The sequence below is a fragment of the Amycolatopsis azurea DSM 43854 genome (assembly GCF_001995215.1).
GTDB classification, from domain to species: Bacteria; Actinomycetota; Actinomycetes; order Mycobacteriales; family Pseudonocardiaceae; genus Amycolatopsis; species Amycolatopsis azurea.
On sequence record NZ_MUXN01000007.1, the window covers coordinates 85,219 to 104,307 of the forward strand.

Below are 19,089 nucleotides of genomic sequence, written 5' to 3' on the forward strand. Positions count from 1 at the left end.
CCGGTGTCCCAGCTCGCTTCCGACCACGCGAGCCGGGTCGTCGGGCTCTACGGCGACCCCACCGTTTCCTGGAGCATCCTCCTGGAGGCGAGGCTTTCTTCGGTCCTGACACCGGAAAAGGCGCGGATGCGGCTGGCGGTCGCGGTCGAGGAACGGCCGTGGCTCGGGGCCGCTCCCGACGTCGAAGCCGTTCCCGGGAAAGAACTGGCGGCGACCCGCGATCGTTTCGCCGAGGCGGCGTACGAACGCGGCGCGCCGCTGCTCCGGGTCGCCGTCGGCACCGGCGAACCCGTCGTGCTGATCGCCGCGCACCACGGCGCGCTCGACGGTCTCGGCCTGCTCGCCGTCCTGGGACTCGCCCTCGACATCCCGATTTCGTCCGCCGCCAAAGGAATCGGCGCGCGTACGGCGGATCGGTCCTTTCTCGTCTCGGCATTCCACAGGCTCGCTGAAGCGCTTTTCGCGCCACCGGCGAGGATCACCCCGGAACGGGCCGAAACTGGCTCAGGGGACGTGTTCAGCGCCAGGATCCTCCCTCGTTCACGGCTCGGGTCGTCGGCTTTCGCGGCGGCGGCCGCCCGGCTGACCGAGACATGGAATGCCCGGCGCGGCAAGAAAACCGCCCGGGTCGTCGCCGCGGTGGGTGCTTCCTGGCGAGGCGGCGCGGCTCCGGAACCCGAGCACGACAGCGCGTTCTTCCGCCTGCGGCTCGGCCGGAATCCCGCCGTCGCCGAAGTCGGCGCGCTGCTGGCCACGCGGCCGCCGGAACCCGATTTCCCCGCTCGCAGCAGCAGGATCGCCCGGCTGGGTACGCGGCTGCTGGCGGGCAGGCTCGGTTCGACCTACCTGGTTTCCAATCTCGGCGTCGTTTCGGCGGCGGACGCGGTCACCTCGATCGCGTTCTATCCCGCCGCCAGCGGCCGCTCAGGCGTGGCGTTCGGCGCGGCGACCGTCGGGGAGACGAGCACCATCACCGTGCGCGCACGCCGCAAGGACTTCGACGCCACCGCGGCGGCCGGGCTGGCCGACGGGCTCGTCGAAGCCCTCAGGCGTCAGTGTTTGTAGGTGAACCCGCGTCCGCGATCGACGTCGGCAGGGCGCGAGCTGGTCTCTCAGGTCGCGCATGTGGTGAAGGCGCCCTGCCACCGCGATAGCGGGGCCTTCGGCCGGGCGGGTTCACGCGTACGGTCACCTTGCCGGACAAACCTCAGCTTCGCCAACAGGCGTCAGCACCCTGGGATGGGGGATGGCCACCCCGGCCACGTCGCGCACGAGTGATTCGAAGCGGTTCACGCTGTGCTCCCAGTCGAACAGGCCAGCCCAGGTGACGCCGGCGCGGCCCATCTCGCTCCGGCGCGTCCGGTCGGCGAGCAGACCGTCCACCTGCGCGGTGAAATCGGCGAAGTCGTCGGCGAGCAGCCCGGTCTTGCCCTCCACAATGGATTCCGCCACGCCGCCCGCCGCCCGGTAGGCCACCGACGGCACACCGTGCGCGGCGGCTTCCATGATGACGATTCCCCAGCCCTCTTTGACCGACGGGCACAGGTGCAGCCAGGACCGTTCCAGGATCTCGTGTTTCCCGGCCTCGTCGACCCAGCCGTGCAGCCGCACCCGGTCCTCGACGCCGCGGGCGCGGGCGTGTTCGCGCAGGACCTCCTCCCACGGGCCCTGACCGACGATTTCCAGCCGCAGCGTCGGCCAGCGCCGCGTCAGTTCCGCGACGACGTCGATCGCGTGCTCGATCCGCTTGTGCGGCACCAGCCTGCTGACCGCGACCAGCGTCGGCTCGGTCTCGCGGACGGCCTTTCCGCGCGGGGGAGTGTCCAAACCGTTCGGTACCACGGTGATCCGTGATCCTTCGATGCCGAGCCCGGCGAGTTCGCCCTTGGTGATCTCGGAAACCGTGACGTAGCGGCAGTGCCGGAACAGCCACGGCGCCAGCCGGGACTCGATCCACCAGCCGATCCGGCCCAGTGTCTCGCCGAGCGCGCTGATCCACTGTTCCTTGTGGACGTGGTGCACCAGCACGAGGACCGGGCAGCCCGCCACCAGCCTGGCGAAGAACGGCATCCCGTTCTGCACGTCGACCACGAGGTCGGCGTGTGCCTTGCGGATCGCCCGGAGCGCGTGGAGGTAGACGCCGAACTTGTTGCCGCGGCGGCGATAGCGGACGCCGTCGCGCCATTCCCCGGCGTTCGCGCCCGGATAGGCCGCGCACTGGATCTCGACCCGGTAACCGGCCTTGGCGAGTCCTTCGGCCATCCGCTCGACGTACCGCTCGGAGCCGCCGCCCTCCGGATGCCCGGTGTCGCGCCAGTTGACGAGCAGCACACGTGGCCGTTCCATCGTGGTTCTCCCAACCTGTTAGCGACAATGCTAGGTTACCGGTGCGTACACGGTAGAGGAATCATTCCCGGAAAGCGATGGTTCGATGGTCGGTAATCGGTCGGTGGCCCCTGAAACGATCCCTCATCGCGCAGGCTTGCGCCGATCGGTGACGTTGTTCAAGGCTTTTCTCACCGAGCAGACGGATCCTGACGGTTTCTATTCGGTGCTCGCCGAGGACTCGGTCCGGCAGTTGGCGCAGCACACTCCGTTGAACGGCCGAACCATCGTCGACGTCGGCGGCGGGCCCGGCTATTTCTCCGACGCCTTCCGTGCCGCGGGTGCCGCCTACCTGGGCATAGACCCCGACGTCGGGGAATTGACGGCGCGTGGCGAGGCGGGGGAGAACATGGTTCGCGGCAGTGGCACGAAACTGCCGGTGCGCACCGGATCGGTGGACGTCTGCTATTCGTCGAACGTCCTCGAACACGTTTCCGAACCCGAGGTCATGCTGGCCGAGATGTGCCGGGTGACCAAACCCGGCGGTACGATTTTCGCCTCGTTCACCCCGTGGTATTCACCGTGGGGTGGTCACGAGACGGCGCCGTGGCATTTCCTCGGTGGTTCCTACGCCCGGCGGCGTTATCTCGAAAAGAACGGAAAAGAGCCGAAGAACAAATTCGGCGAGAGCCTTTTCGCCTTTTCGGCGGGCGCGGCCATCCGGTGGGGGAAGGCCACGCCGCTCGCCGATCTCCGGGACGTCTACCCGCGCTACCACCCTTCCTGGGCCCAGTGGATCGTGCGTGTCCCCGGCGTCCGGGAAGTGGCGTCGTGGAACCTGGTGATGGTGCTGCGCAAGCGCTGATGTCAGTGCTAGTGCCGGGAGGGGGCGGTGCGGCGCTTCACCAGCAGGAAGACGCCGAGCGCGAGGAAGACCGCGCCGCCGATCCCGAGCACGATCGGCCCGGTGCGGCCGATGAAGTCGAGCTTGCCCTTGTTCTCGTCGACCTGTTTGACCATCGCGTCGACGGTCGCGTCGGTGAACGCCAGCTTGCCGTCGAAGACCACCGTGGGCGTGGGGTTCGCGGCCGACCGGAGTTCCTGGTGCGACTGCTGTTCCTGCTTGACCTGGATCCCGGTCACCGGCTCGATCCAGCTGGTGATGGTGCCCTCGTAGAACTGGCCCGCCTCGACCGAGTCCCCGGTGGCGCCGATGAGCGAACCGGGCACCTTCTTCATCGCGATCTTCGTGGCGGGGATCTCCTGGACGAACTTGTAGACCTCGACGCCCTTGATCTCCTCGACACCCTTGAACCGGGCCTGGACCGCGCGACCGGTGTTGTCGTCGTAGACCTGGTAGTCCTTCTGCTCGGTGTCGAAGGGGAACTTGAAGTTCAAGCCGGGCTGCGGCTTGTACTCCTGGACCTCGTCGGGTTTCTCGTTCTCCTTCTCGGCCTTCTCTTCGAGCTTGGTGACGAAGCTGCTCTTGTCCGAGCACTTCGACTCCTGGTCGCCGCCCGGCGGCACGTAGCCCTCCGCGGTGCGGCGGTCGAAGCAGACCTGGCGCTTGCTCGCGCTGACCACGAGGTCGTCCTTGGTGTCGACGACCGACACGGCCATCAGCCAGACGGCGACGTCCGTGCCCTCCTGCATCTCCGGCGGCGCGAAGTTCGCCACCACGTGGGCGGTCGCCTTCAGCTTGGCGTTGTCACGGATCTCGGTGACGGTCTTGTCGCCGTCCTTCTTCACCGCGAGCACCTTGGCCGCGGTGCCTTCGAGAACCGAGGTCGATTCCTGGTTCAGTGGCACTTTGGCGAGTTCCGGCTTCACGTAGGTCGGCAGCAACACCGCGCCGGCGATGGCGAACACCCCTAGGGCCAAGAAGATCAGGCTCAACGCTCGTCGCAACGGTCCTCCTGGTGAAACCACGGAAACAGCCTCATTACCCATCGGTAATCAGTCGCTGGATACTGGCCCGCGGGCCGGTCAGCGTCAAAGGTGTGACCGACGGTCACAGGCAGGCCGTGCCACCGGAAGGCCGTACCGGAGCCGCCATTCGGCGCAGGCCGCCAAACATGTTTGTTCCCGGGAACAACGTGAGCGGGCCCACTATCGGACGACTTCCGGTGCGTGGAAAGGAACTCTGTGCCGCAGGATGCGAACGATCCCCGCGCGCTCGACATCGGCGCCTACTCGGACTCCATCACCGACGTCGAACTCCGGGACGCGGTCGCGGACGTCGCCGCGTTGCTTTCGTTGCACGGCAACGTGATTCGCGACCTCGACGCCAGGAGATCACGGTGGCGGCCCGGACGGCGGTCGCCGCATCCCGACATCGTCCTGTCCGCGGCCGGACGCCGTCCACAGTGGACGAGGTCCGCGAATCCCGAGGTGACCCTGCCGGTCGCCACGACCGCGCGCGGCCGCACGCTCGCGGTGCGGCTCACCGCGCGGCCCGGTCTCGGGCACACGCTGCTGGACCTCGCGAGGATCATCGACGCCGACATGGCGCCGGATCGGCGGTATTAAGCCCGGTCGTCCGCCAGGCGGACCGCTTCCAGTGCGACGTAGAGTTCCCCGACGTCGACCGGGTCGGACAGGTCGCGCCGGGTCAGTTCCTGTACGCGGCGCAGCCGGTACCGGACCGTGTTCGGGTGCACGATCAGCCGGTCCGCGGCCTCCTTCGCCGAGCCATGCCCGGCGAACCACGCGATCAGCGTGTCGAGCAGGACCTGCCGTTCGGCCTTGGGCAGCACCAGGAGCCCGGTGAGCACCGAGCGCATGACGTCTCGCGACATCTCCGGCGCGCTGGCGACCAGCGTGGTGACCGGTGAGTCGCCGAAGACGGCGACCCCGGCGGCGCCCGTGGCCAGCGAACGGCGGGCGATCCGGGCCCGGTGGACCGCGTCCGATACCTCGAGGAACCCGTTGAACGGCCTGCTCATCCCCACCGCCAGCGGCAGGGTGCCCAGCACGTCGCGCAGCCGCCGGACGTCCTCGACCCGGTCGATCACGACCAGGCCGACCTCGGCGCCCGGCCGCCAGACCGACTTCCAGCGTCGCGCCCGCAGCAGTGCCTCGACACCGGGGAGTTCGTCCGGCTCGACGGCTTCGGTCACGACGGCGACGAACGTGCCCGCCGCCGGGAGGCCGAGTTCCTTCGCGGCGTTCTCGAGCTCCGCCTGGGTGGCGAACCGGCCCTGCAACAGGCCGTCCAGCAGGGCGAGCTTCTCTTGGGAGAGTTCGGCGGCGACCTCGCTGTACGCCGTGGTCAGCGCGTCCGAGTAGAGGTCGATGGTCTTCCATACGTTGGAGTTGATCTCGACCGTGCGCGCCGGGTTGATGAACCCGGGGCCCGCCAGTTCCAGCAGGCGTTCGTAGACGAAGATCCCGCCGATCCGGAACGCGCGGAGCACGGACGGCAGCGGGATGCCCTGTCGGGCCTGCGCCAGCCCGGTCTTGCGGGCCGCGTCGAGCGGGAGCCCGCGCCCTTCGACGAGCGCGGTCAGCGCCCGTTCGAGATTCGCCCGGCAGACCTTGCGCAACTCGTCCGGCGCGGTGCTGTCCACCTGGTGATAGAACTCGTCCTCGTCGCTGAGCAGCCGGGCGAGGCGGTCGCTGAACTCGGGCAGCCGGGTGAGCATCGCCTGCATGAGCACACGCTGCTCCCGGGGTGCGGGAGTAGCGAGAGCGTCGGTGCCCATCCGTCAACTCTAACCCGACGGACCGGCCGCTTTTTATCACGATGCGACGAAAGGGCGCTTTCGGGTGCTGAGCGTGGTTGACAAACGGGAGGGGCGCTGCCGGACGAGGACCCCTTTCGTCCGGCAGCGCCCTGGGTGGCCCGAGATCAGTGGTTGATCTTGAACCAGGGCTGCGACCAGCCGAGATAGGTGTAGTTCCAGGCGCTCTTGATCTCCGAGATCGTGGTCTCGGTGAAGCTGCCCTTGCCGTGGATGTCGTTCGACAGGAACTTGCCGCCGCCGATCGAGATCATCGTGTGCCCGGTCCCGCCGTTGCTGAAGAAGGCGAGCCCGCCCTCGGGGACCTGGGTGTCACCGGGGTGCTTGTACGAAGCGGGGATCTGGGTCCAGTGGACGTACGCCGTCTCCGAGCCGCTCGCGGTCCAGCCGTAGGCCCACGAGTTGATCCGGTCGCACCAGCGGTAGTAGTCGGGGTCGTTGTTGGTGTGCACGTGTGCCTTGGCCCATGCGACCGCTTGAGCGCAGGTCCTCGGGTTGCCGGTGCCGGCGGTGGAGCAGGAGAGGGTGCTGCCGGCGCAGTCCGGGGCGACCCGGCCGTCCGAGCCGGTGTAGACGTAGGCGTCGCTGATGTAGCCGCCCTTCGACGGCACGTAGTCCCAGATGTCGGTGGTGCCGTACTTCCCGGTCACCGTCGAGCCGTTCGTCTGGCAGTCGATCGTGACGGCGGTGCCGCTCGCGACCGTGCCGACCGAGCTCGCGCCGGTGCTCGGGCTCGACCGTACGGTCACCGCCACCCCGGAGTCGGTGTTCACCGTGCCCGACGCCGCCAGTGCCTCGCCCGCGCCGCCGAGCATGATCGCCCCGGCCAGCGCGATCGTGCCCACGGCGCCTCTGGCGATCCTGGATCGGATCTTCATTGCTGTCCTCCAGTGGTTTCCCCAAGTAGGGGGACAGCATGAAGGACTCTCGTACAAGCGCCGTACAAGAAATCGATCGTCCGAAGTGGACGGTTCTATACCGGGACGAGCTCCGGTTCGGCGGTATGTCCGATGATCTGGACATCGTTCGCGTAACGGGCGTTCCGCTCGGTGAGCAGGACCCGCAGCCGCGCCAGCGCCCGGAACTGGGTCGAGCGGACCGCCGCGACGCTCGACAGGCCGAGCCGTTCGGCCGTCTCCTCGGCCGTGAGGCCGAACACGTACCGGAGGGCGAGCACCTGCCGGTGTGGCATCGGCAACCGGGCCAGCAGGACCCCGGCCTGCATCCGGTGCTCCAGCCGTTCGAGCTCGTCCGGATCGCGGCGGGCCCAAGGCGACAGGCCGTCGCCCACCTCGGGGACCGAGGCGACCGGTTCGCGGGCACGGCGCCGGTGGAGGTCGGCCACCTTCTGGCCCGCGATCCCGAGGACGAACGCGAGGAACCGGTCCGGGCGGTACCGGTAGCGCGGCAAGGCGATCAAGACCGCTTGCAGCACTTCCTGTGCGCAGTCCTGGGCGTCGCAAGCGCCCGTTCCGGCACTCCCGAGCCGGACGGCGCAGTAACGGAATACATGCGGTGAAAGAAAACCGGCAAGGGTCCGGATCGCGTTCGGATCACCCGCGACGGCCGCCCGGACGAGTCTGCTGTCCGGGTTGGGCAGGTGTCTCGCCGTGGCGTCGGCACGGGAGTCAGCGGGTACCGTCGAAGGCGCTACCTCGTCCAAGTCTGCGCTCCTGGGTCGGGGGAACTGGCCGCCAAGGTGCGCCCGTCATCGGGGGCTCGGACTTCGTGCGCGGTATTCCACCTTGCCCCGCCGGTCAAGGGATGTCCACACGTACGGCGGGAAGTCATCCGAACCGCGCAATGTCTACTGTGGACGATGGGGCAGCGAGCCCTTGAGGCAGGACAGCACCGGGGGATAGGCGGTGGTGTCGGTGCTGAGCAAATCCGACGTCCAGACGAGGCAGTGTGCCAGAACCCGGATCCGCTGGTCCAGATCGGCGTTCTCGCAGGCCTCGCCGATCTGGTCGTCGCAGGTGTCCCGGTCGTCGCGGACACTGGCGGCGATGGCGCGGACGATCGCGGCCACCCCCGGATCGAGCTTGTCGGGACGGACCGTCAGGCCCGCGGGGTCCCGCAGGCGCAGCGTGAACGGTTCACGGATCCGCAGTGAACGACGGCGATCCTTGGCAGCCAAGGAGAAGGTGTCGACCAGGCGGCCGACGACGTCGCCGAGCGCCGGTCCCTGCCGTCGGGACGACGCGATGGACACCAGCGCGGTGGCGAGCCGGTCGGCTTCGCCCGCTCTGGTGAGTGAAAGGAGATCGCGGGCGATGGTGTGCGCGCGTCTGGCGGTGGTTTGCATTTCTGGCCCCTCGTTTGTCGTGCGGAGAACCGATACCCCGCAGGACACGGGCTAAACATGAACGCTTGTCGGATTGCGCCGTTCGGCTCAGTTCTTAGGGAGGCTGAAGGGGACTTTCCCCTCATACGACGCTACGAAGGGCCCTTTCGCCGCGTCACATGAGGCGAAGGGCCCCTTCAGCCCCTAGTGCGTCAGCAGGTCCCGCAGGGCCTTCACCACCTCCGCCGGCGATTCCTCGGCCATGAAGTGGCCCGACGTGACGGTCCGGTGGTCCAGATCCGTCGCCCACGCCCGCCAGAGCGCGTCGGCGTCGTAGCCGAGCGCGGCGCCCCAGTCCTGCTGGAGCACGGTGAGCGGCATGGCGAGCCGGTTGCCCGCTTCACGGTCCGCCTTGTCGTGCTCGACGTCGATGCCGGCCGACGCGCGGTAGTCGGCGACGATCGAGGTCACCGCGTTCCGCGAGGCCTCCAGGTATGCGGCCCGGACGTCGGCGGGGATCGCGTCGCCGCGCTGGGTCCACGCGTCGAGGAAGTGCCCGAAGAACGCGTCGGGCGCTCCGGCGATCAGTTGCTCGGGCAGTCCGGGCGGCTGCGCCATCAGGTAGAGGTGGAAGCCGACCGCGGCGCTGGTGCCGTGCATGACCTCCCACATGTCCAGCGTCGGCAGCACGTCGAGGATCGCGAGGTGGCTCACCTTGTCCGCGTGGTCGAGCCCGGCCCGCAGCGCCACCAGCGCGCCCCGGTCGTGCCCGGCGAGGGCGAACCGGTCGTGGCCGAAGGCCTTCGCGACGGCGACGACGTCGGCCGCCATCGAGCGCTTCGAGTAGGTCTCGCCGGTGTCGGCCGGCTTGTCGCTCTCGCCGTACCCCCGCAGGTCAGGGCAGAGAACGGTGTGGTCCGCCGCCAGATCCGCCGCGACGTGCCGCCACATGAGATGGGTCTCGGGGAAGCCGTGCAGCAGCACGATCGGGCTGCCTGTCCCGGCGACGGCGACGTTGAGTGCCACGCCGTCGGCCACGGGCACGCGCTGGTAGTCGAATCCGGTGATACGCATGAGTACCTTTCCTGGTCGTTCCTGGTGATCGCCAGCGTCCCCGGCGCGAATCAGCACCCGGTCAGCGACGAACGAGCGGCCGGGGCACGATGATCACCGTCGGTGAAGGAGGTGGCGATGCGGTTCGGGGTGCTCGGCCCGCTCGTGGCCGAGGACAAGCGGGGCGACGTCGGGCTCAAGGGCCCGCGGCACCGGGCGGTGCTGGCCAGGCTGCTGATCGCCCGCGGCCGGGTCGTCCCGGTGGAACGCCTGGTCGACGACCTGTGGGAGCGGCCGCCCGAGGGTGCTGTCGGCGCCGTCCAGACGTTCGTCGGGGCCCTGCGCCGCGCGCTGGAGCCGGACCGCGCGCCCCGCGAGCCCGCGCGGTTGCTCGTCACGGTCGCCCGGGGTTACGCCCTGCGCGCGGACTCCGTCGACGCCTGGGACCTCGAGGCCGCCGTCGCCGCGGCTCGCGAATTGCTCGACACCCGCCGGGCGGACGCCGCACTGTCGCAAGTGGACACCGCGCTCGCGCTGTGGCGCGGTCCCGCGTACGCCGAGTTCGCCGAGGAGGGCTGGGCGCGCGGCGAGGTCTCCCGCTTGACCGAACTCCGGCTGCTGGCCGGGGAACTCCGCGCCGAAGCCCTCCTCTCGCTCGGGCGGGCCGCCGAGGTGATCCCCGAGCTGGAGCCTCGGGTGCGCGAATTCCCGTTGCGGGAAAACGGTTCCCGGCTGCTGGCGCTCGCGCTCTACCGATCGGGGCGGCAAGGTGACGCGCTCACGGTCCTGCGCGCCGCGCGCGAACGGCTCGCCGACGAACTCGGCCTCGACCCCGGCGCCGGTCTCCGCGATCTCGAAGCCGACATCCTGGCGCAAGCGCCCCGGTTGAAGCCGTCCGCGCCGAAGATCGTCGAGCGGCCGCTGGTCGGGCGCGACGTGGAGCTGGCGAGGCTCGAAGAAGCCGCGACCGGGTCACGGCTCGTGCTCGTCTCCGGTGACGCCGGGGTGGGGAAAACCGCGCTCGCCGAGGCGTTCTCCGCCCGCCTCGCGGCCCGAGGGTGGACCACGGCCTGGGGAAGCAATCCCGACGACGAGGGCGCGCCGCCCGCCCACGCGTGGAACCGGATCCTGGCCACGCTCGCCGACGCCGGGTACGGCGCCGCACCGACGGCGGACCAGGGCACCGAAGATCCCGTGTCCGCGCGCTGGCGATGGCATCGGGCGGTCGCGTCCTATCTGGCGGGCGCCGCGCCGATGCTGCTCGTCCTCGACGATCTGCACTGGGCGGGCGAGGAGACGCTGGCGTTGCTGACCGCAGTGCTGGCCGAGCCGGTGCTGATCGTCGCGACCTATCGAGGCACCGATCCGCCCGGCCGCTTGACGGACTTCCTCGGCCGGGCCGCGCGAGCCGAGCCGGCGCGGCTCTATCTCGGCGGCTTGCCGGAGACCGAGGTCGCCGGCCTGGTCCGGGTCACGACCGGGGCGGAGATCGGTCCGGAGACCGCCGCGGTGATCCATCGGCGCAGTGGCGGGAACGCCTTCTTCGTCCGCGAACTCGCCCGCCTGCTGGCCGCTGAGGGCCCGGGCGCGCTGGACGCCGTCCCGCCGGGAGTCCGCGACGTCGTCCGGCACCGGGTGGAGGCGCTACCGGACGAGGCTCGCGGTGTGGTGCGGCGGGCCTCGGTGCTCGGGACGGACGTCGACCTGGACATCCTTGAAGCCTTGGCGGGTGAAACCGCGCTTGACGCGATGGAAATCGTTGTCCGGCAAGGATTCTTGATCGAAAGGGCGCCGCATCGATTCCGGTTCGCCCATGCCCTCGTGCGAGACACGCTCTACCACGACCTCTCCCGTTCGCGGCGTGCCCGCGAACACGGCAAGATCGCCGAAGCGCTGGAAGATCTTCGCCCGGACGACGTCGATGCCTTGGCGCACCATTTCCTCCTGTCCGAAGGGCACTTCGAGCGCGCGGCGCGGTACGCCCAGGCGGCCGCGGAACGGGCGGAAAGCCGTTTCGCCCAGACGGAGGCGGCGAGACTCTGGGCCGCCGCGCTCACCGCGTACGACCGGTCCGGCGCCTCCGACCCGGAGAAGCGGCTGGAACTGATCATGGGCAAGGCCCGTGCGTCGGCCGTGGCCGGCGGTCTCGGCCGGTCCCGGCGGCATCGGGCCGAAGCGCTGGAACTGGCGGAAAAGCTCGACGATCCGCTGCTGACCGCGCGCGTGATCGGCGCCTTCGACGTCCCCGCCGTCTGGACACAGAGCGACGACACGGAACTGGCCTCGCGCATCGCGGACGCCGTCGAGCGGACCCTCACCGCGTTGCCCGCCGAACGGGAGACCGAGCGGTGCCGTCTGCTGGCCACCCTCGCCGTCGAACTGCGGAACGCGGGCGGGCGACGGGCTCGCGAGGCGGCAAGGGAAGCGGAGGAACTCGCCCGGCGGCTCGACGATCCGGCGTTGCTGGCGTTCGCGCTCAACGCGCGGTTCTTGCAGTCCTTCGACCGGGCGGGGCTCGCGCCCCGGCGGGCCGCGATCGGCGCGGAACTGGTCGATCTCGCCGCGCGGCACCGGCTGGTGACCTTCGAGGTGCTCGGGCACCTCGTGCTCGTGCAGGCGAAGAGCGCGCTCGCGGATTTCGAGGCCGCGGACCGGCACGCCGCAGCCGCGGACGAAATCGCGGAGAAGTACGGCCTCCCGCTCGTCGGCGTGTTCACCCGGTGGTATCGCGCGATGCGGGCCGCGATGACCGGCGACGGCGGGGAAGCAGCCTATCGCGCCGCGGCGGCGGGACTCGCCGGAACGGCCATGTCCGGAGTGGACGACGGGATCCTCGCGCTCGCCCTGTTCTGTGACCGGCTCCAGCGAGGCTTGCCGCCCGAAGCGTGCGAAAGCAGTTACGGCGCTTACGAAAGCTGGTGCCGCCCGGTCCTCCCGATCCCGGACTCGCCCCGGGACCTGCTGTACGAAGCCCGCACCTGCCTGCACGCCGTCGTCGCGATCGAACTCGGAGACCGCGCGACCATGGAACGCCTGTACGCCGACCTTCTTCCCGCCGCCGACGAGATCGCCGGTGCCGGGAGCGGGATGCTGACTCTCAGGCCGGTCGCGTACTACCTCGGTGAGCTGGCCACCGCCCTCGACCTGCGGGAAGCGGCCGCCGAACACCACCGGACGGCGCGAGCCATCGCGGTGAAGGCCGGATCACCGCATTGGGGTTAGCTCACTGCTCCCGCATCGCGCGGCGGATCTCGGCCAGCTTGTCCTTGGCGGCCTTGTCGCGGTCGGCGATCTTCTTGTCGAGCGAGGCCACGTCCTCCTTGCCGCCGAGACCCGCGAGCTCGGTCGAGCCGATCGACGTCGTGTACCGCTGCTCGATCCGGTCCCGCACGTGATCGAACGACGGCACGCCGGACTCGCTGTAATCCGGCTCCGGGACCTCGACCGGTGGGGTGGGGGTGTCCTCGACGATCTCGGCGTCGAGGATCTCCGGCTTCTTGTCCGGGCTGTTGTCGGTCATCGTCCACTCCGTCCTGCGTGCCACGGCACGGCTTCGGTCATCAACCCGAGCATGCCCGAAACCAGCCGCATCTGGTCGACCGTGCGGATGTCGGCCTCGACCAGCCGGGGCGAACAGACCACGATCGCGAGCGCCTGCGCCCGCGAAAGCGCCACGTTCAGCCGGTTGCGGGAAAGCAGGAAGTCCAGGCCGCGCGGCAGATCGACCGCCGACGACGAGGTCATGGTGGTGATCACCACCGGCGCCTCCTGCCCCTGGAACCGGTCCACGGTGCCCACTCGCACGCCGGGATACCCGGCCTGGTCGAGGGCCCGCGCCACGACCCGGGCCTGCAAGTTGTACGGCGCCACGACCAGGATGTCCTCGTCGCCGAGCGGCCGGGGATCGCCGTGATCGGTCCAGGCCCGCCCGTGGAGATCGGCCACCAGGGCCGTGACCGCCTCGGCCTCCTCGACCGACCGTGTCGTGTTGCCGTGGTGGTCGACCTCGGCGAGGTACAGGCCGGCCTCGACACCGCCGATCGACCGCTCGGCCGCCGAGGGATGCGAGTGCAGACGGCCCGCGTAGGACAGCCGCGAGACCGGTGCGCAGACGGCCGGGTGCATCCTGCGGGTCTCGTCGAGGAAGTAGCCGAGTTCCGCCGGGATGATGTCGGCCTCGCCGATCAGGTGCCCGAGCGCGGAGGCCTCGGCACCCGCCGGATGCGTGCCCTGCACGACCTGCGGCAACTGCTGCGGATCACCCAGCAGCAGGAGGTTCTTGGCGCACGTCGACACCGCGAGCGCGTCGGCGAGGGCGAACTGGCCCGCCTCGTCGATGATCAGCAGGTCGAACGGCTCTTCGCGGATCGCGGCGTTCGCGAACGTCCACGCGGTCCCGCCGACCAGATGGCCGGTGTCGTGCTCCTCGCGCCATTTCACCAGCGCGGGATTGGTCTTCGGCTGCTCCCAGGGCGCGGCCGGATCCGGGGTCCGCTTGGCGCGTTTGGCGCACGGCAGATCCGGCGCGTTCTTCAGCGCGGCGGACAGCACGTTCTCCACGGCCTTGTGGCTGGTCGAGGTGACGGCGATCGTCTTGCCCGCGCGCACGAGCTTCGCGATCAACCTGCCCGCCAGGTAGGTCTTGCCCGCGCCCGGCGGGCCCTGGACGGCGAGCGCGGAACCGTCGAGCGCCTCGACGGCCTCGATCACCGTGCTCACCAGATCCGTCCCGGGTGCGGGCAGCGTCCGGTCGTCGCGCAGCCGGGGCGTCGTGCGTCGGAGCAGGTCGACGCCGGGATGGGCGGGCAGCACCGGTAGCGCGTCGACGACGAGCCGGGCGAGATCCGCGACCGCGTCGTCCTTGGGGGAGGGCCGGACCGGGCTGCCGGGCAGCACCGCGACCGGCCGGTCGGCGGTGGTCTCGTCGGGCGGGCAGCTCTCTTCGAGGGTCAGTTCGACGGCGGTGGCCGAGACGACCTTGGCGTCCCGCGCGGCCGCCCCGTACCGGAGCCGGACGTCGTCGCCGGGGGCGAAGGGATGCGGGCGGTCCGGATCGCAGCGGAGGCTCAGCGTGCGCTTCGCCTTGCGGACCCGGCCCGACGGCGGCACCCACTCCCCGGCCTCCATGGTCACCGGGACGGTGCAGGCGTTGTCGGTCTCCAGGTCGCCGAGCGGGGCGGCGAGCTGGCGGAAGTACTCCCACCAGGCCGGATTCGTCTCGCGGCGGTGGTAGCCGACGGACGCGGCCAGCAGCGCGCGGGCGCGGTCCTCGCCGGTGAACTCGGCCGGATCGTCGGGCAGCCCGTCCAGCAGCGGATCGACCAGCGCGGCCAGCTGCGCCGCGCGTTCGGCGCGTTTCTGGGCGGCGACGTCCTCTTCGGTCTGGCGGAGCAGAGCGTCCACATCGGACTCTTCGGGCGGCTCGGCGAGCGCGATCCCCTCCTTCACACGGATCTTGTGGAGGAATTCGAACAGCCGCAGCGTGGAGACGCAGTCGTACTCGTTGTAGTCGCTGATCCCGCGCAGCACCTCGGCCGCGTGCTCGGTCTCGCCGGAGGCGGTGAGCGTCAGGTACTCCTCGTAGGCCTCGATGCTCGAAACCGCCGTCTTGACGTCGCCGTCGCGGGCTTCGGGCATGTAGAGCGGTTCGAGGTACTTGATGGAGTACGACCGCTGCGAGACCCGGAGTGCCTTGCGCACCACCGAATACAGGTCCACCAGGCCGCCGCTGCGCAGCAGGTGGTCGACGGCGTCTTCGCGGGTCCCGTGCACGGCGGCGAGCCGCTTGATCGCGGTGACCTCGTACGGGGCGTAGTGATAGACGTGCGAGCCGGGATGTTCGGTGAGCCTCGCGGTGGCGAAGTCGACGAACTCCTCGAAGGCACGCTTCTCCTGAGACCGGTTGTGAGCCCAGAACGGCGTGAACTTCGTGCTGCCTTCGTCCGTCACCGCGCCGAAGAGGTATTCGAGCCCTTCGCCCGCCAGCGCGTACGGGTCGCCTTCCATGTCGAAGAAGACGTCGCCGGGCGCGGGCGGCGGCAGTTCGGCCAGCGCGTCCGGATCGATGATCTCGTAGGCGATCTGCCCGGTGTCGTCCTGCCGGACCTGGATCGCGGCCTGGGCGCGCAGCGTGGTGAACGACGTCGTCGAGATGTCGCGCGGCCGGTCTTCCGGCGCGGCGGCCGCGAGCGCGTCGATGGTGCCGAGGCCCGCAGCGACGAGCTTGCGCCGCTGGTCACCGCGCATGCCCGCGACCAGCGAAAGATCGCGGTCGGCTTCGCGGGCGCTCGCGCAGTGCGAGGAGAAGGAGCAGCCGCCACAGGCGGGGCGCTCGTCGGCCCAGATCGGGACCGGCAGGGTCGGCGGCCGATGCCGGAGCCGGGCGCGGAGCCGGTCCACCAGCGGGAGGAAGTCGTCGACGCGGAACGAGCGAGTGCTGTGATCACCCAGTAGCAGATGCATCTGCGGACCGGCGGGCCAGCCCGCCCGGCGCAGGGCGTCGGCGTACGCGGTCAGCTGGACCACGGCGGCGGGCTTCGCGTGCCTGGCCAGCTTCGTGTCGTAGACCTCGTAGCGGCCTTCGTCGTCCCGCATCAGGAAGTCCGCGCGGCCGGAGAACTCGCCGTCGTGGAAGACCGCCTGGTAGATCACCGGGGCCCCGGCGCGCAGTGCCTCTTCGGTGGCTTTCGCGGCGACGACCGGATCGCGTTCGTCGATCTCGACGACGGCGCTCCGCTCGCCGCGCAGCTTGTCCAGTGTCGCGGCCTCGTGCGCTCGCCCGTACGTGACCGCCAGCTGATCCGGCCCGGAGCCCGGCCGCGGCGCTCCCGGGAGGTCGGCGGCCAGCGCCTGGTTCAGGAGGCTGCGGTGCTCGCATTCGAGCAGGTCGGCGAGATCGGACGGGGTGTACATCGCCCGGCAGTCTTACATGGACGCTCCGGCGGGCGGCCCCGGCACGCCGGAGTCAGCCGGAGGTGTGGTCGAACTTGAGGTGCGAGGTGATCCGGTAGCGGTCGCCCCGGTAGATCGAGCGGGTGTACTCGATCACGCGGCCCTCCGCGTCGCGGGTGGTGCGCTCGAACAGCAGCGCGGGGGAGTGCAGCGGGACACCGAGCAGGCCGGATTCGTCGGTGCCGGTCACGGTCGGTTCGATGACCTGCACGGCCGTCGCGGGAACGACCTCGTACCGGGTGCGGAGCAGCTCGTAGAACGACCCGGACTCGAAGCCCGCGGCCGTGATGTCCGGTACGAGATCCCGGGGGACCAGGATCCGCTCGATCGCCATCGGCGCCTCCTCGACGACGCGGACACGCGTGACGGCGACCAGTTGGTGACCGGGGGAGACTTCGAGCCGCTTGCCGAGCCGGGCGCCCGCCGGTGTGGTGGCGAAGTCGATCACCCGGCTGGTCCAGTGGCCCTCGGCGGGCGGGGCGTACTGCTCGCCGCCGGTGGCGGGCACGAGGTCCTGGGAGATCTTGCGCGGCGCGGTGAACGTGCCCCGGCCGTGCTCGCGGACCACGAGACCGTCTCGCTCCAGCTCGTCGATCGCGGCCCGCAAGGTGGGGCGCGAGACGCCGATTTCGGTGCTCAGCGCGCGTTCCGAAGGCAAGACCTCGCCCGGCAGCCGCCGCTCGATGAGCTGGCGCAGCCGTTCCTTGACCTCTGTTCGCCGCATGGCCGCAGCCTACCCAGTGGTCGTCGGGAATTGGCTGGTGGACAAGTTGTCTAGACCTATTGACTTTACCAGTTCGGGAGGAGACCTTGGTGGAAACTGACCAGTGGTAAAGGAGACAGCGATGTCCGCACCGGGGAAGTTTCGCTTCGTAGCCGTCGCCGCCTTGTCGGTGGTCGCACTCGGGATGGCGCCGGGAACCGCGACCGGGGCGGGCGCCTGCGGGGCGTTGTTCGACGATTTCCACTACACCTCGCACGCCGACGGTCTCCTTGCCCAGCACGGCTGGCAGGTGCGCTCCGGGGCAGGCGGTCCCGGCGTCGGCGGCGCGCGATGGGCTCCGGAAGGCATCACGTTCCCGACGTCCGACGGGGACAAGGTGCTGCAACTCGCCTCCACCACCGACGGCACGCCCGCGGGCACGACGCAGACCGAGATCATGCAGCCCGACCGGCGGTTCTTCGAAGGGACCTACGCGGCGCGGATCCGCTTCTCCGACGCGCCGGCGTCCGGCCCGGACGGCGACAGGATCAACCAGACGTTCTTCACCATCAGTCCGCTCCGCTACGACAACGACCCGATCTACAGCGAGCTGGACTTCTCCGAGTACCTGCCCAACGGCGGCTGGGGCGAGACAGGGCCGGTCAACTTCCAGACCAGCTGGCACACCTACACGCCGGACCCGTGGTACGCCGAAAACAAGAGCGACAGCCAGCGTCGCAGTATCGACGGCTGGCACTCCGTCGCCGCGACCGTGTCCGACGGCCACGTCCGGTACTACATCGACGGCGCGCTGGTGGCAGACCACGACCGAGGCGGGCCGTTCGACGTGTACCCGCGGCAGGACATGTCCCTGAACGTGAACCAGTGGTTCATCGACCTCACCCAGCACTCCGGCGGCACGAGCACCTACCTCGAACAGGTGGACTGGGTCTACTACGCGAAGAACGAGGTCCTCACGCCGCAGGCGGCGGCCGACCGGGCCGCCGCTTACCGCTCGTCGGGCGTGCGGTTCACCGACGATCTGGGTGGCTGTTAAATGTGAGCGGGGTTCTGCGGGAGCGAGGAGTGCGGTGGATCGGCTGACGGAACGGTTCGAGGAGCATCGGACCAGGCTGCGGGCGGTGGCGTACCGGATGCTGGGCTCCGCCAGCGAGGCCGAGGACGCCGTCCAGGACACGTGGCTGAGGCTCAACCGGACCGATGCTTCGGAGATCGAGAATCTCGGCGGCTGGCTCACGACGGTGGTGGCGCGAGTGTGTCTCAACGTGCTGCGCTCGCGTGACCACCGGCAGGAGGAACCGCTCGACGCCGCGTTCTCCGAGCCCGCCGACTCCTCGGCCGATCCCGCCGCCGACGCGGTGCTCGCCGACTCGGTCGGGCTCGCGATGCTGGTGGTCCTGGAGACACTGGCCCCCGCCGAGCGGCTCGCGTTCGTCCTGCACGACATGTTCGCCGTGCCGTTCGACGAGATCGCCCCGCTGATCGACCGCACCCCGGCGGCCGCGCGGCAACTCGCGAGCCGTGCCCGGCGCCGCGTCCAAGGCCGATCCGCCGCCGCGGAACCGGATCTCGCGCGACGGCGCCAAGTCGTCGACGCCTACCTGGCCGCGGCCCGCACCGGGGACTTCGAAGCGCTCCTGGAACTTCTGCACCCCGACGTCGTCCTCCGCGCCGACAAGGCGGCGGGCCCCTCGCACGCGCCGGTCTTCCTGCGGGGCGCCAGCATGGTGGCGCGCGGTGCGGCGGCAGCTTCGGTGCGGGCGGCCGTCACGCAGCTCGCGCTCGTGAACGGCGGCGTCGGCCTCGTGATGGCCGACGAAGGCCGGCCTTCGGTGGTGCTCGCGTTCACGCTCGAGGACGGGCGGATCACCGAGATCGACGTCATCGCGGACCAGGACCGGTTGCGGGGTCTGGACCTGGTGATTTTGGACTGACCCCGGGTTGCGGTTCGGTCGCGAACCAGTACCGATGACACGGCCCCTCCGATATGGACGTTAACGGTTTCCGGC

The 19,089-nt window shown here is 70.1% G+C and carries 16 protein-coding genes; 6 read left to right on the forward strand and 10 right to left on the reverse strand.

All coding sequences use genetic code 11. The features are described from left to right. Positions 1 to 3 precede the first annotated feature (3 nt). Positions 4 to 1,065 carry a hypothetical protein gene (locus B0293_RS11230; RefSeq protein ID WP_005153597.1) on the forward strand — a complete coding sequence of 354 codons (1,062 nt, stop codon included), beginning with the start codon at positions 4 to 6 and terminating at the stop codon, positions 1,063 to 1,065. Positions 1,066 to 1,188: 123 nt separating this feature from the next. Here B0293_RS11230 and B0293_RS11235 read toward each other — a convergent pair whose 3' ends face one another. Then, entirely contained in the window at positions 1,189 to 2,331 is a 1,143-nt protein-coding gene (locus B0293_RS11235) for a glycosyltransferase family 4 protein (protein WP_005153599.1), read from the reverse strand. Positions 2,332 to 2,494: 163 nt separating this feature from the next. Between B0293_RS11235 and B0293_RS11240 the strand changes: the two genes are divergently transcribed. Beyond that, complete coding sequence (locus B0293_RS11240; RefSeq protein WP_005153601.1) at positions 2,495 to 3,190, forward strand: class I SAM-dependent methyltransferase; 696 nt, start codon at positions 2,495 to 2,497, stop codon at positions 3,188 to 3,190. Between the two features lie 8 nt (positions 3,191 to 3,198). On the opposite strand, the gene B0293_RS11245 is transcribed toward B0293_RS11240, so the two are convergent. Then, on the reverse strand, positions 3,199 to 4,233 hold the full coding sequence (locus tag B0293_RS11245) for a DUF3068 domain-containing protein (RefSeq protein ID WP_052014340.1): 1,035 nt from the start codon (positions 4,231 to 4,233) through the stop codon (positions 3,199 to 3,201). Between the two features lie 237 nt (positions 4,234 to 4,470). Here B0293_RS11245 and B0293_RS11250 point away from each other — a divergent pair, with 237 nt between their 5' ends. Continuing rightward, positions 4,471 to 4,854 (forward strand): hypothetical protein, encoded by a 384-nt coding sequence (locus B0293_RS11250; protein WP_005153605.1) that lies wholly within the window; start codon positions 4,471 to 4,473, stop codon positions 4,852 to 4,854. Here the strand turns inward: B0293_RS11250 and B0293_RS11255 are convergent. From B0293_RS11255 to B0293_RS11275, 5 genes are all read right to left on the reverse strand, one after another. After that, positions 4,851 to 6,029, reverse strand: a complete 1,179-nt coding sequence (locus B0293_RS11255) for a PucR family transcriptional regulator (protein WP_039916314.1) — start codon at positions 6,027 to 6,029, stop codon at positions 4,851 to 4,853. The two genes, B0293_RS11250 and B0293_RS11255, sit on opposite strands and share 4 nt — an antisense overlap. A 146-nt stretch (positions 6,030 to 6,175) precedes the next feature. Beyond that, on the reverse strand, positions 6,176 to 6,946 hold the full coding sequence (locus B0293_RS11260; RefSeq protein WP_039916316.1) for an SH3 domain-containing protein: 771 nt from the start codon (positions 6,944 to 6,946) through the stop codon (positions 6,176 to 6,178). Positions 6,947 to 7,041: 95 nt separating this feature from the next. After that, on the reverse strand, positions 7,042 to 7,731 hold the full coding sequence (locus B0293_RS11265; protein ID WP_005153610.1) for a sigma-70 family RNA polymerase sigma factor: 690 nt from the start codon (positions 7,729 to 7,731) through the stop codon (positions 7,042 to 7,044). Between the two features lie 144 nt (positions 7,732 to 7,875). Beyond that, positions 7,876 to 8,373, reverse strand: a complete 498-nt coding sequence (locus B0293_RS11270; protein WP_005153611.1) for a hypothetical protein — start codon at positions 8,371 to 8,373, stop codon at positions 7,876 to 7,878. Between the two features lie 183 nt (positions 8,374 to 8,556). Further along, complete coding sequence (locus B0293_RS11275; protein WP_005153612.1) at positions 8,557 to 9,426, reverse strand: alpha/beta fold hydrolase; 870 nt, start codon at positions 9,424 to 9,426, stop codon at positions 8,557 to 8,559. 117 nt (positions 9,427 to 9,543) lie between these two features. On the opposite strand from B0293_RS11275, the gene B0293_RS11280 reads away from it, so the two are divergent. Next, positions 9,544 to 12,627: a BTAD domain-containing putative transcriptional regulator gene (locus B0293_RS11280; protein ID WP_005153615.1), complete on the forward strand. Its 3,084-nt coding sequence runs from the start codon at positions 9,544 to 9,546 to the stop codon at positions 12,625 to 12,627. A gap of 1 nt (position 12,628) precedes the next feature. On the opposite strand, the gene B0293_RS11285 is transcribed toward B0293_RS11280, so the two are convergent. The 3 genes from B0293_RS11285 to B0293_RS11295 are packed head-to-tail and all read right to left on the reverse strand — an operon-like array spanning position 12,629 to position 17,080. Continuing rightward, the gene (locus tag B0293_RS11285; protein ID WP_005153616.1) at positions 12,629 to 12,925 is read right to left on the reverse strand and encodes a hypothetical protein; all 297 of its coding nucleotides are present in this window, start codon (positions 12,923 to 12,925) and stop codon (positions 12,629 to 12,631) included. Next, on the reverse strand, positions 12,922 to 16,317 hold the full coding sequence (locus tag B0293_RS11290; RefSeq protein WP_005153627.1) for a TM0106 family RecB-like putative nuclease: 3,396 nt from the start codon (positions 16,315 to 16,317) through the stop codon (positions 12,922 to 12,924). The genes B0293_RS11285 and B0293_RS11290 overlap by 4 nt, the downstream gene beginning before the upstream one ends. 52 nt (positions 16,318 to 16,369) lie before the next feature. After that, entirely contained in the window at positions 16,370 to 17,080 is a 711-nt protein-coding gene (locus B0293_RS11295) for a GntR family transcriptional regulator (RefSeq protein ID WP_005153629.1), read from the reverse strand. A 121-nt stretch (positions 17,081 to 17,201) separates the two neighbouring features. Here B0293_RS11295 and B0293_RS11300 point away from each other — a divergent pair, with 121 nt between their 5' ends. Both B0293_RS11300 and B0293_RS11305 read left to right on the forward strand, forming a co-directional pair. Continuing rightward, positions 17,202 to 18,116, forward strand: a complete 915-nt coding sequence (locus B0293_RS11300) for a glycoside hydrolase family 16 protein (protein ID WP_005153631.1) — start codon at positions 17,202 to 17,204, stop codon at positions 18,114 to 18,116. 34 nt (positions 18,117 to 18,150) lie between these two features. Continuing rightward, a complete protein-coding gene (locus B0293_RS11305) occupies positions 18,151 to 19,014 on the forward strand; it encodes a sigma-70 family RNA polymerase sigma factor (RefSeq protein ID WP_005153632.1) in 864 nt (287 codons plus the stop codon). Positions 19,015 to 19,089: the final 75 nt, after the last annotated feature.